This is a genomic window from Xylanibacter oryzae DSM 17970 (assembly GCF_000585355.1).
GTDB classification, from domain to species: domain Bacteria; phylum Bacteroidota; class Bacteroidia; order Bacteroidales; family Bacteroidaceae; genus Prevotella; species Prevotella oryzae.
In genome coordinates this window covers 3,204,262-3,216,427 of record NZ_KK073873.1, presented here as the reverse complement: position 1 = coordinate 3,216,427, position 12,166 = coordinate 3,204,262, and the positions used below count along the sequence as shown (strand labels likewise).

The window sequence follows — 12,166 nt, the reverse complement described above, 5'->3', positions numbered from 1 at the left end:
CACTGAATTAACGCAAATTAATCTGCAACTTCAGACATAAACTTTATACGTACTAATCTTATTTCGTTTTCATCGTAATCATTACCCAATTCTTCCATAGCGACATGAAGGTCATCTGTCTGAGAATCTTTGAAGTATTCATATATATCTTCTATGTGGTCTTCGTCCATAACATCTTCAAGAAAATAATTAATGTTCAATTTTGTACCACTATATACAATAGCTTCTATTTCGTCCAAGAGGTCATCAAAGTCAATTCCCTTGGCCGTTGCTATGTCATCTAGAGGGATTTGTCTGTCTATACTCTGTATTATACTTACTTTCTGGATAGACTTCTTTGCAACAGTCCTTACACGTAAGTCGCTCTGACGTTCAATGTTATTTTCGCTACAATGTTTTTTTATCAGTTCTAAAAAGTAATTACAATAGTTTTTCTTTATTTTCCCATCGCCAACACCCTGTATGCTTCTCAATTCATCCAATGTTATTGGATAATCTGTTGCCATCTGTTCTAAAGATACATCAAGGAAAATTGTATATGGCGGTTGATTGGTTTTTATTGCAACTTTTTTTCTAAGATCTTTAAGCATGTTATAAAGAGTAGGATCCAATGCACTGCTAGCACCGTCACGCTCGTATGCTTCATAATCCTCATCTGTAAATTCTTTATCTTCAACTATAAGAAAAGATTCCGGATTCTTTATAAATTTTTTACCTGCTGCGGTAATTTTCAATAATCCATAATTTTCAACATCTTTTTTGATATAGCCAGCAATTAATGCTTGTCTGATTACAGGATTCCATAGTTTTTCATCTTCATCAGCACCAGCGCCAAAATCATCATTTTCTTGATGATTATGTGCAACAATATCATCTGTTTCAATACCTTTCACATAATTGATTACATAATCAGTCCTAAAATTTTCTTTTATTGATACTATAGCATTCAATACAATAAGCAACTTACTCTTTGCCTCTATCTGTTCTTTAGGATGTAAACAATTATCACAATTACCACAGTTATCTTTTTCGTATGTTTCACCAAAATAATGTAATAACATTTTTCTTCTACATACAGAAGATTCTGCATATGCTGCGGTTTCTTGCAACAGTTGTCTTCCTATATCCTGTTCTGCGACAGGCTTGCCTTCCATAAACTTTTCAAGTTTCTGCAAATCTTTGTATGCATAAAACGTTATGCATAACCCTTCTCCACCATCACGACCTGCGCGACCTGTCTCTTGATAATATCCTTCTAGACTCTTTGGAATATCATAATGGATTACAAAACGGACATCAGGTTTATCTATACCCATACCAAATGCTATTGTTGCAACAATAACATCTATTTTTTCCATCAGGAAATCATCTTGAGTCTGTGAACGTGTAGATGAGTCTAATCCGGCATGATATGCTGCAGCAGGAATATCATTAGCTCTTAGAATTTCTGCAAGTTCTTCAACTTTCTTTCGTGAAAGACAATATATTATACCACTTTTACCACTATGTTTTTTTATAAACTTAATGATATCCTTATCTATATCTTTTGTTTTAGGACGTACTTCATAATAAAGATTAGGACGGTTAAAAGAACTTTTGAATTCCTTTGCCTCAACGATACCCAAATTTTTTTTAATATCAGTTCTAACCTTATCTGTAGCTGTAGCAGTAAGTGCAATTATCGGAGCCTTCCCTATTTCATTAATAATAGGACGAATCCTACGATATTCAGGCCTAAAATCATGTCCCCATTCAGAAATACAATGAGCTTCATCTATTGCATAAAAAGATATATTAACAGATTTAAGGAATTCCACATTTTCATCCTTAGTCAAAGACTCCGGAGCTACATACAAAAGTTTGGTTACACCCATACGTATATCACTCTTCACTTGATCTATAGCAGACTTATTCAATGAAGAATTCAAGTAATGAGCAACTCCTTCTTCATCACTTAGATTGCTTATAACATCTACCTGATTTTTCATCAGTGCGATAAGAGGAGATATTACAATAGCCGTACCATCCATTATCAATGATGGTAACTGATAGCACAATGATTTTCCGCCACCTGTTGGCATAAGGACAAATGTATCTTGTCCATCCAGTAAATTATGTATTATTGCTTCCTGATCTCCCTTAAATTTATCGAAACCAAAATAGCGTTTTAATTCTCCTGCAAGGTTAACTTCTTTAGCCATATTATTAATAAGCAGCTCCTTTCTTCAGCATATTAAATAAAAGATTATGCGCTTTCCAACTTATTCAGTTGAGCCTTATCCAATTGTTTTTTTGCGTAATCCAATGTTACGTCAAATGTTTTTACTCGCTTTGAAGGAATCTCAAACATTGTATCCATCATAACACTTTCGACAATACTACGAAGTCCACGCGCTCCTAATTTATATTCTACAGCCTTGTCTACAATATAGTCAAGTGCGTCCTTTGAGAATGTTAACGTTATGCCGTCCATTTCAAATAGTTTAGCATACTGTTTTATAATAGAATTTTGTGGTTCTGTAAGTATATTACGAAGAGCAGTTTTATCCAAAGGATTAAGGTATGTCAGCACAGGCAAGCGCCCTATTATCTCAGGAATAAGGCCGAACGATTTCAAATCCTGTGGCACTATATATTTCATAAGATTACCTTTATCTATGTTCTGTACATTCTGCACTGAGTTATAACCCACTACATGAGTATTTAATCTTTGTGCTATTTTTCTTTCAATTCCATCAAAAGCTCCACCACATATAAAAAGAATATTTTTAGTATCTACATGTATATAGTCCTGATCAGGATGTTTACGACCACCCTTTGGTGGAACATTGACAATAGAACCCTCAAGTAACTTTAATAGTCCTTGCTGTACACCTTCTCCACTTACATCTCTCGTTATTGAAGGATTATCGCTTTTACGTGCAATCTTGTCTATTTCATCAATAAAAACAATACCACGCTGGGCAGCATTCACATCAAAGTCTGCAACTTGTAGCAATCTACTTAAGATACTTTCGACATCTTCACCTACATATCCAGCTTCTGTAAATACGGTCGCATCAACTATTGTAAAAGGGACATCAAGCAGTTTAGCGATGGTACGGGCAAGTAATGTTTTGCCTGTACCGGTACTGCCAACCATTATAATATTGCTTTTTTCTATTTCTACGCCATTTTCATCTTCTGGCTGCTGCAATCTCTTATAATGGTTATATACAGATACTGCTAGATATCGTTTGGCTTCATCCTGACCTATAATGTATTTATCCAAATACTTCTTTATTTCAACAGGTTTAGGAACTTTTTTTATCTTGAATTTACTCTCGTTTTGTGAACCTTCACCATTCATTATGCCAGAAGATTGGACGATCTGATATGCCTGACTGACACAATCTTCGCAGATATAGCCATTCAATCCTGTTATCAACAGCTTAACATCCTTATCACTTCTACCACAAAAGCTGCAAACTTTCTTCATCTATTTATATTATTTCTTTCTTGTCAATACATTATCCACCATTCCATAAGCCTTTGCCTCTTCCGCTGTCATCCAATAATCGCGGTCAGAATCAGCATAAACTTTTTCATAAGGAGTGTGAGAATGATCTGAAATTATTGTATACAGTTCTTTCTTCAATATGTTAATCTGTTTTGCAACGATATCAATATCTGATGCTTGTCCCTGTGTTCCTCCCATAGGCTGGTGTATCATAACACGGCTATGAGGAAGTGCAGAGCGCTTGCCTTCAGTGCCTGACACTAACAGAACCGAAGCCATTGAAGCGGCCATACCTGTACAGATAGTGGCTACATTACTTGATATAAACTGCATAGTATCATATATGCCCAGACCAGCAGAAACGCTTCCTCCTGGAGAATTTATATATATTGATATGTCTTTACCCGAATCTGCAGAATCAAGATATAGCAACTGCGCCTGAAGCGTATTCGCCGTATAGTCGTCTATCTCTGTTCCCAGAAAAATAATACGATCCATCATAAGACGTGAGAACACGTCCATTTGAGTGACATTCAACTGACGTTCTTCCAAAATGTAAGGATTGAGGTATTGTGCCTGTGATTTTACAACATCATCTAATGCCATACCGTCCATACCTAAATGCTTAGTAGCATATTTCCTAAAATCATTCATTTTTCTAAGTTTTATACTAAAAAAGAAGGTTATCGACCTTATTTTTTTTGTTCGTAGGAACAAAGATAATAAAAAAAGTCGACAACCTCCTTAATTTGGGGATTATTTTTATCAAATTTTTATTTTATTCTTCCATCATCTTATTAAAGTCGTCTAGAGATACTGACTTTTTCTTCAGTTTAACGACTTTTTTCAAAGCATCTGTCAATTTACGTTCAATACTTCTGTCTGCCAAACCTTCTACGGTCTCCTGCTTCTTAAGCATCTCACTAGCATAATTTTCAAGATATTCATCAGGAATGTTTGTCATGCCATACTGTGCGAACTGAGCTCTTGCAGCTTCTTTTGCAGCATCTTTAATATCTTTATCATCTATTTTGATATCATTTGCCTTAACAAGTTGCTCTTTAATAAGATGCCAAGTAAGTTCTTTAATACTATTTTCGTAATTCTTTTCTACAAATTCCTCGCCTTTGTCTTTATTGTTGTTCAGCATTATTTTCTTTAGAAGAGAATCAGGGAAAGTTAATTTACCGATTTTTTTCTCAAGATAAGAACGAACATCTTGAATAAATTTAAAGTCACTATCTGCATCCAACTGAAGTTTTAAACCTTCAGCAATTTTTTCACGGAAGCCTTTTTCATCTTTAACGTTTCCTTGTCCATAAACTTGATCAAAAAGTTCCTGATTTACTTCTGCTGAAACGAAACGAGAAATTTCCGTAATCTGATAACTAAAATCAGCTGTCACATTGGCTGCGTCTTCTTTGCTAATCTTAAGAAGAGAAGATATTTCTACATCACTTTCTGGATAAGCCTTTTTAGGATTAAATACAATTATATCATTAACCTTTGAGCCATCGAACAATTTCTTTTGATCTTCAACCTTTATATAATTAGGCATAAGGACTGCAGTTTCAACAGTGATTCCACCTTCTTTTGTATTGCCTTTCTCATCAAGTTCATGAAGATCGCCCTTCAGCATATCATTCTCTTTATATTCGTCAACTTTATCATAATGTCCAGCGCGAGATGCGAACATATCTATCTGACGATTTATAAGATCATCATCAATAGTTATGTCATTATAATCTATTGTATCCTTAGATGTCAACTCTACATTAAACTCAGGAGCAATAGCTATATCAAAAACAAAGTCAAAAGTATTATCTTTTTCGAAATCAAGTTCTTTCTGCTTATCCGTATTAGGCAATGGTTCACCAAGCATTTGGATATTGTTCTCTTTTATATATCCATAGATCTTTTCTCCCAATTGCTTATTTATCTCTTCTACTTTTACAGAAGTACCGAATTGTCTTTTAATCATTCCCATTGGAACTTGTCCTGGACGAAAGCCTGGAACATTAGCTTTTTTGCGATAAGTATTCAGTGTCTTCTCGACATTCTCCTTGTAATCAGCCTCTTCAATCGTCAAAGTTAAAACGCCTGTAACTTTGTCGGGATTTTCAAATGAAATTTTCATCTCTGATGTTTAATTATTATTATTGTTATTATTTATTCAAATATTTATAAACGCTATCTAATATATAACGAACTGCAAAGTTAATGATATTAACTCAAAAAAACTAATTATAATATTAGAAATGTATTATTTATTATATTTTTTAACCATCCTCTTGTTGTTCTTTAGCTCTCTTTTCTTCATCAATAAGTTGAAAGTCTTTTTTTCTTAGTACGAAACTATTACTTAAATATTTTTCACGTACTATTTTATTTTCAGCTAATTCTTCAGGTGTCCCTTGGAATAATATTCGGCCTTCAAACAAAAGATAAGCTCTATCCGTAATGCTCAAAGTTTCCTGCACATTATGGTCCGTAATAAGTATTCCAATATTGCGATATTTCAGTCTCCATACTATATGCTGTATGTCTTCAACCGCAATAGGGTCAACGCCTGCAAAAGGTTCATCTAGCATAATAAATTTAGGGTCAATTGCCAAACAACGTGCAATTTCGGTTCTTCTTCTTTCCCCACCAGACAACTGGTTTCCCTTATTTTTCCGTACCTTATCCAAACGAAATTCTCTTATCAAAGATTCAAGTTTTAACAACTGTTCTTTATGAGACATTTTTGTCATTTCCAAAACGGCCATGATATTGTCTTCTACGCTTAATGTTCTGAAAACGCTTGCCTCTTGGGCCAAATATCCTATTCCAGCACGAGCACGCTTATAGACAGGGTATTGAGTAATATCCATATTATTCAGAAATATATGTCCGGCATTAGGAACTATCAGTCCTGTAGTCATATAGAACGAGGTTGTTTTACCAGCGCCATTAGGACCTAAAAGCCCGACTATTTCTCCTTGTTTCACGTTTATAGAAACGTCATTAACCACAGTTCTTTTACCATAACGCTTTACCAAGCCTTCGGTCCTAAGCACCATACTTTCATTCCCAATATGTTCTGTTGCATCCATAATTTATCCGTTTGGTTTGCAAAAATAACAAAAATGTAGCTAATAACATTGATAAATTCAAAAACTATTCAATATATTGCAGTTTTTTAGAGGATTTTGGTTACTTTTGCAAGCAGATATAAAGATATCAGCGATGTTAATACAAAAATATTTAACCACATTAGGCATTTACCTCCAAGTAATGGGTAAGACTTTCTCACGTCCAGAACGGATGAGGATGTTTCTAAAGCAATATATAAAAGAAATGGCTCAGTTAGGAGTTAATTCTATCGGTATAGTATTATTAATTTCTTTTTTCATTGGGGCTGTTATCTGTATACAGATTCGATTAAACATACAGAGTCCATGGATGCCTCATTTCGTTACAGGATATGCAACAAGAGAAATTATGCTATTAGAATTTTCATCTTCAATTATGTGTTTGATTCTTGCAGGAAAAGTAGGTTCAAACATTGCTTCCGAATTAGGAACTATGCGTGTAACACAGCAAATTGATGCGCTAGACATTATGGGAGTCAACTCAGCATGTTTTCTTATTCTTCCTAAGATTCTGGGAATGATTACTATTATGCCTTTTCTTGTTATTTTCAGTACTGCATCAGGCATAATAGGTGCATATGCTACCTCTTATTTTGGTCATATAATAAGTCCAGACGACCTCACAATTGGTCTTCAGCACGATTTCAATGAATGGTTTGTGTGGATGGGAATAATTAAGAGTCTCTTCTTTGCTTTTATCATTTCCAGTGTCCCTTCATTCTTTGGATATACAGTTGAAGGTGGTTCTGTTAATGTAGGAAAAGCCAGTACAGATTCGGTGGTATGTAGTAGCGTTCTTATATTATTCTCAGATTTATTTCTAACTCAATTACTTTCATAATATGATAGAAGTCAGACATTTATATAAGTCTTTCCAAGACAAAGAAGTTCTTAAAGATATCAACGCCAACTTTGAAAACGGTAAAACAAATCTTATAATTGGTCAGAGCGGTTCTGGAAAAACTGTATTAATGAAAAACCTTGTAGGGCTTCTTTCACCAACTAAAGGAGAAGTTCTTTATGATGGTGAAGATTTCGTAGCAATGAGTAAAAATGAGAAAGTAATGATTAGACGTAAAATGGGAATGATTTTTCAAAGTGCGGCCCTTTTTGATTCTCTTTCTGTCATTGAAAATGTTATGTTTCCTCTCGATATGTTTTCGGATATGACTTACAGAGATAGAGTAAAGCGCGCACAATTTTGTCTTGACCGTGTAAATCTTATTGAGGCTCAAAATAAATTTCCCGGAGAGATTTCTGGTGGTATGCAAAAACGTGTAGCCATTGCGCGAGCTATTTCATTAAATCCACAATATCTTTTCTGCGATGAACCGAATTCGGGTTTGGATCCAAAGACATCACTTGTAATTGACGATCTTGTTCATAGCATAACGCAAGAGTTTAACACAACCACAATAATAAACACTCATGACATGAACTCCGTTATGGGTATAGGCGAAAATATAATATTCTTATGTGATGGAATAAAAGAATGGCAAGGATCAAAAGAAGAAATTGTTAGTTCTACAAATAAGGAACTCAATGACTTCATTTTTGCATCAGATTTATTCAGGAAAGTAAAAGATATTGCATTAGAACAAGAAAAACAGAAAAACAGAAAATAATGATTAACGCATCATCCATTTCCCGTTTTTCTTTATCATAGGTACCACAATTTCTTCATTAACTCTGTCTTTGTAAGACAGAACCAGAAGAACATCTGCAGAATCCTTTTTCTTATTGTAACTTGAATTTACTATTCGTACTTCTCTGATTCCACCACGTTCATTTTTTTGCACAGCTACAAACTGTTTTACATTCGTAACTAGTTGTTCTCTGTATTCTTTAGGTATATTATCGGTATTTATTGAACTAGCAACAAACTTATCATATTGACCGGCTATCAACATTTCATAATAATCTTTTGCCGCAATAGAAGCCTTATCCTCTTCTCTTTTTCCAGAACAAGAGCTCATTATTACTATACCTAAAATTAATACATAAAAACTCCAACGCATGATATCTTATTTTTACTACTATTTCTGGCGTATAAACACATGTATAGGTGTTCCGGTGAGGGTCCAATTAGCACGTATTTTATTTTCCAAGAATCTTCTATATTGTTCTTTTACATATTGCGGAAGGTTCGCAAAGAATACGAACGAAGGTATCTGAGTATTAGGCAATTGCATGCAATATTTTATCTTAATATATTTGCCCTTAATTGACTGAGGAGGATAAGCTTCTATAATCGGAAGCATAACCTCATTCAACTTAGATGTACCTATACGAGCTGTTCTGTTTTGATATACTTCTTTTGCGGTTTCCAATACTTTGAATATTCGCTGCTTTGTCAATGCAGAAACAAATATTATTGGGAAGTCAATAAAAGGAGCCATACGTTCACGTATAGCATTCTCAAAAGTTTTCATAACCTTAGTATCTTTGTCTTCTACCAAATCCCATTTATTTACTACTACTACCAAGGATTTATAATTTTTCTGAATCAATTGGAATATATTCATATCCTGGGCCTCTATTCCTCGAATAGCATCAACCATTAAAATACAAACATCCGAATTCTCTATAGAACGTATAGATCTCATTACAGAATAAAATTCCAAATCTTCAGTTACTTTGTTTTTCTTTCTTATACCTGCTGTATCTACAAGATAGAAGTCAAAACCGAACTTTTCATATCTTGTATAAATGCTATCGCGAGTTGTTCCTGCTATCTCTGTAACAATATTACGGTCTTCTCCAATAAAAGCATTAATAATACTACTTTTACCTGCATTGGGTCTACCTACAACAGCAAAACGAGGGATTCCCTCTTCAATTATTTCACCTGTATTAGGTTTCAGTTTTTCAATTACAGTATCAAGCAATTCACCAGTACCGCTACCTGTAGCAGAACTTATACATATAGGCTCACCAAGTCCAAGCGAATAAAACTCTGCTGCATCATATAACTGATCGTTATTATCTGTCTTGTTTGCTACAAGTAACACTGGCAACTTAGCACGGCGCAAGATGTCAGCAACATCCTCATCCCAATCAGTAAGTCCAGTTGTAACGTCTACCAAGAATAGCACAAGATCAGCTTCCTCTGTTGCTATTATTACCTGTCTACGAATAGCTTCCTCAAATATATCATCCGATTTAACTACCCAACCACCGGTATCAACAATCGAAAATTCTTTACCATTCCATTCACTCTTACCATACTGACGGTCGCGTGTTGTGCCCGCCTCGTCACTTACTATCGCACGACGAGACTTTGATAGTCTATTAAACAAAGTGGATTTACCCACATTTGGACGTCCTACTATTGCTACTAAATTTGCCATATTATGTTACTTTTTATTCAGGGTTATAACCAAAACTGTCCAATTCCTTATCTGAACTGCGCCAGTCTTTGTCTACTTTAACAAATGTTTCTAAATATATATTTTTGCCAAAGAATTTCTCCAAAGCCTTACGTGATTCGGTACTTACCTTTTTCAAAGCGACACCTTGATGGCCTATGATAATACCCTTTTGCGAATCTCTTTCTACGTATAAGACGGCATTAATATGAATATGCTTGTCATCTTCTTTAAACTGCTCCACACGCACTTCTACAGAATAAGGGATTTCCTTATCGTAATAAAGCAGTATTTTCTCTCTAATGATTTCACTGACAAAAAAACGAGCAGGTCTATCTGTCAATTGTTCTTTATCAAAATATGGTGGTGAATCAGGTAATAATTCTTGTATTCTCTTTAATAGCATATCAGTACCGAATTTATTCTGTGCCGATATAGGCAGTATTTCTGCATTAGGCAAAAGCGAATGCCACTTTTCCACAATGTTTCCAAGACTATTCTGGTCACTCTGATCAATTTTATTTATCAGCAGCAAGACAGGGACAGACATTTTCCTTACCTTTTCCAAAAAAGTCATATTTTTTTCTGGATTCTCCACAACATCAGTAACATAAAGCAATACATCCGCATCTTGAAGAGCAGACTCAGAGAAAGCCAACATTGACTCCTGCAATTTATAATTGGGCTTCAAGACTCCTGGTGTATCTGAAAATACTATTTGCGCATCCGGAGTATTCACTATTCCCATAATACGATGACGCGTTGTCTGCGCCTTAAATGTTGCGATAGATATACGTTCACCTACCAATTGGTTCATTAGCGTACTCTTTCCAACATTAGGATTGCCAACTATGTTTACAAAACCTGCCTTGTGCATTATAAATATTTTATTTTATGGACAAAAAAACGCATCTTATAATATTAGGATGCGTTTCTTTGTATATTATTTAGCCAATTACTTAAGAGGCGCCGCAGCCTGTGCTCCATCATAAGCCCATCTATACAGACTAGCACCATGAACAAATCCAGCACCAAATGCGGTGAATACCAGATTATCTCCTTTCTTCAATTGTTTTTCAAATTCCCAAAGTACCAAAGGCATACAAGCAGCACTTGTATTACCATAGTGCTGTATGTTTACAAGCACTTTTTCCATTGGCAGTTCAAGTCTTTTAGAAACAGCTTCAATAATACGCAAATTTGCCTGATGAGGTATAACGTATGCGATATTATCCTTTGTTAAGTTGTTACGTTCTGCAATAATTGAGCAATCTTGGCTCATAGCAGTAACCGCATAACGGAATACCGTGCGCCCTTCCTGATAAATATAATGCAGACGGTGGTCAACTGTAAAATGAGAAGGAGGACAAACACTACCGCCCGCTTTCATATGAAGAAACGGAAGTCCTTTGCCATCTGTCCGTAAATGAGAATCAATCAAGCCTATATTATCTTCTGTAGTTCCTTCTACAAGCACAGCACCAGCTCCATCACCAAAGATAGGGCAAGTAGCACGATCTGTATAGTCTACCATAGACGACATTTTATCAGCACCTATTACTATTATTCTTTTATGGCGGCCACTTTGTATCATATTACAAGCTACGTCCAACGCATATAAGAATCCGCAACAAGCTGCAGAAAAATCATAAGCATACGCATTCTCAAGTCCCAGTTTACCAATAACTATAGAAGCTGTTGAAGGAAAATGATAATCAGGAGTAGTTGTGGTTACAATTACGACATCTATTGACTGAGGATCAACACCTGTTTTTTGCAACAACTGTTTTGCAGCTTTACGAGCCATATAAGATGTGCCCAAGCCTTCTTCTGTCAATATTCGGCGTTCTTTGACGCCGATACGTGTCATAATCCACTCATCAGTTGTATCAACCATTCTTGACAGTTCTTCATTATTAAGAACATATTCAGGAACGTATCCACCAACACCAGTGATTATAGCATTTATTTTCTCCATTATTCAGCTACTTCCTTTTCGATAGCTACTTTACCTCTATAATATCCACATGTAGGACATACTGTATGATAAACATAATATGCGCCACAATTAGGGCATAATGCCAATGTTGGAGCTACTGCCTTGTCATGGGTTCTTCTCTTAAGTGTACGAGTCTTTGACTGTCTTCTTTTAGGATGTGCCATTT

The 12,166-nt window shown here is 35.2% G+C and carries 12 protein-coding genes; 2 read left to right on the top strand and 10 right to left on the bottom strand.

Annotated elements, in window-relative coordinates; all coding sequences use genetic code 11:
• Positions 1–17: 17 nt before the first annotated feature.
• The 5 genes from recQ to lptB all read right to left on the bottom strand — a co-directional run bounded on the left by recQ (position 18) and on the right by lptB (position 6,594).
• Entirely contained in the window at positions 18–2,201 is a 2,184-nt protein-coding gene (gene recQ / locus XYLOR_RS12880; RefSeq protein ID WP_036880263.1) for a DNA helicase RecQ, read from the bottom strand.
• 44 nt (positions 2,202–2,245) lie between these two features.
• Positions 2,246–3,478: an ATP-dependent Clp protease ATP-binding subunit ClpX gene (clpX, locus tag XYLOR_RS12875; RefSeq protein WP_036880260.1), complete on the bottom strand. Its 1,233-nt coding sequence runs from the start codon at positions 3,476–3,478 to the stop codon at positions 2,246–2,248.
• Between the two features lie 9 nt (positions 3,479–3,487).
• Positions 3,488–4,153 carry an ATP-dependent Clp endopeptidase proteolytic subunit ClpP gene (gene clpP, locus XYLOR_RS12870; RefSeq protein WP_036880258.1) on the bottom strand — a complete coding sequence of 222 codons (666 nt, stop codon included), beginning with the start codon at positions 4,151–4,153 and terminating at the stop codon, positions 3,488–3,490.
• A gap of 124 nt (positions 4,154–4,277) precedes the next feature.
• On the bottom strand, positions 4,278–5,636 hold the full coding sequence (gene tig, locus XYLOR_RS12865) for a trigger factor (protein ID WP_036880256.1): 1,359 nt from the start codon (positions 5,634–5,636) through the stop codon (positions 4,278–4,280).
• Positions 5,637–5,778: 142 nt separating this feature from the next.
• Positions 5,779–6,594, bottom strand: a complete 816-nt coding sequence (gene lptB / locus XYLOR_RS12860) for an LPS export ABC transporter ATP-binding protein (protein WP_036880255.1) — start codon at positions 6,592–6,594, stop codon at positions 5,779–5,781.
• A 133-nt stretch (positions 6,595–6,727) separates the two neighbouring features.
• Between lptB and XYLOR_RS12855 the strand changes: the two genes are divergently transcribed.
• Complete coding sequence (locus tag XYLOR_RS12855; protein WP_036880254.1) at positions 6,728–7,474, top strand: MlaE family ABC transporter permease; 747 nt, start codon at positions 6,728–6,730, stop codon at positions 7,472–7,474.
• Position 7,475: 1 nt separating this feature from the next.
• Complete coding sequence (locus tag XYLOR_RS12850) at positions 7,476–8,258, top strand: ABC transporter ATP-binding protein (RefSeq protein ID WP_036880251.1); 783 nt, start codon at positions 7,476–7,478, stop codon at positions 8,256–8,258.
• Positions 8,259–8,261: 3 nt separating this feature from the next.
• On the opposite strand, the gene XYLOR_RS12845 is transcribed toward XYLOR_RS12850, so the two are convergent.
• From XYLOR_RS12845 to rpmF, 5 genes are all read right to left on the bottom strand, one after another.
• The gene (locus XYLOR_RS12845; RefSeq protein WP_036880248.1) at positions 8,262–8,651 is read right to left on the bottom strand and encodes a DUF4878 domain-containing protein; all 390 of its coding nucleotides are present in this window, start codon (positions 8,649–8,651) and stop codon (positions 8,262–8,264) included.
• A gap of 18 nt (positions 8,652–8,669) precedes the next feature.
• Positions 8,670–9,983 (bottom strand): ribosome biogenesis GTPase Der, encoded by a 1,314-nt coding sequence (der, locus tag XYLOR_RS12840; RefSeq protein WP_036880246.1) that lies wholly within the window; start codon positions 9,981–9,983, stop codon positions 8,670–8,672.
• 13 nt (positions 9,984–9,996) lie between these two features.
• Positions 9,997–10,878: a GTPase Era gene (era, locus tag XYLOR_RS12835; protein WP_036880244.1), complete on the bottom strand. Its 882-nt coding sequence runs from the start codon at positions 10,876–10,878 to the stop codon at positions 9,997–9,999.
• Positions 10,879–10,956: 78 nt separating this feature from the next.
• A complete protein-coding gene (locus tag XYLOR_RS12830; protein ID WP_036880242.1) occupies positions 10,957–11,979 on the bottom strand; it encodes a beta-ketoacyl-ACP synthase III in 1,023 nt (340 codons plus the stop codon).
• A complete protein-coding gene (gene rpmF / locus XYLOR_RS12825) occupies positions 11,979–12,164 on the bottom strand; it encodes a 50S ribosomal protein L32 (protein WP_036880240.1) in 186 nt (61 codons plus the stop codon). The genes XYLOR_RS12830 and rpmF overlap by 1 nt, the downstream gene beginning before the upstream one ends.
• Between the last annotated feature and the right edge of the window lie 2 nt (positions 12,165–12,166).

What these genes read in the sequence shown, in the direction of transcription:
- rpmF (WP_036880240.1), bottom strand. Translation starts at nt 12,164, where the DNA reads ATGGCACATCCTAAAAGAAGACAGTCAAAGACTCGTACACTTAAGAGA.
- XYLOR_RS12855 (WP_036880254.1), top strand. Translation starts at nt 6,728, where the DNA reads ATGTTAATACAAAAATATTTAACCACATTAGGCATTTACCTCCAAGTA.
- XYLOR_RS12850 (WP_036880251.1), top strand. Translation starts at nt 7,476, where the DNA reads ATGATAGAAGTCAGACATTTATATAAGTCTTTCCAAGACAAAGAAGTT.
- XYLOR_RS12845 (WP_036880248.1), bottom strand. Translation starts at nt 8,651, where the DNA reads ATGCGTTGGAGTTTTTATGTATTAATTTTAGGTATAGTAATAATGAGC.
- der (WP_036880246.1), bottom strand. Translation starts at nt 9,983, where the DNA reads ATGGCAAATTTAGTAGCAATAGTAGGACGTCCAAATGTGGGTAAATCC.
- era (WP_036880244.1), bottom strand. Translation starts at nt 10,878, where the DNA reads ATGCACAAGGCAGGTTTTGTAAACATAGTTGGCAATCCTAATGTTGGA.
- recQ (WP_036880263.1), bottom strand. Translation starts at nt 2,201, where the DNA reads ATGGCTAAAGAAGTTAACCTTGCAGGAGAATTAAAACGCTATTTTGGT.
- clpP (WP_036880258.1), bottom strand. Translation starts at nt 4,153, where the DNA reads ATGAATGATTTTAGGAAATATGCTACTAAGCATTTAGGTATGGACGGT.
- clpX (WP_036880260.1), bottom strand. Translation starts at nt 3,478, where the DNA reads ATGAAGAAAGTTTGCAGCTTTTGTGGTAGAAGTGATAAGGATGTTAAG.
- tig (WP_036880256.1), bottom strand. Translation starts at nt 5,636, where the DNA reads ATGAAAATTTCATTTGAAAATCCCGACAAAGTTACAGGCGTTTTAACT.
- XYLOR_RS12830 (WP_036880242.1), bottom strand. Translation starts at nt 11,979, where the DNA reads ATGGAGAAAATAAATGCTATAATCACTGGTGTTGGTGGATACGTTCCT.
- lptB (WP_036880255.1), bottom strand. Translation starts at nt 6,594, where the DNA reads ATGGATGCAACAGAACATATTGGGAATGAAAGTATGGTGCTTAGGACC.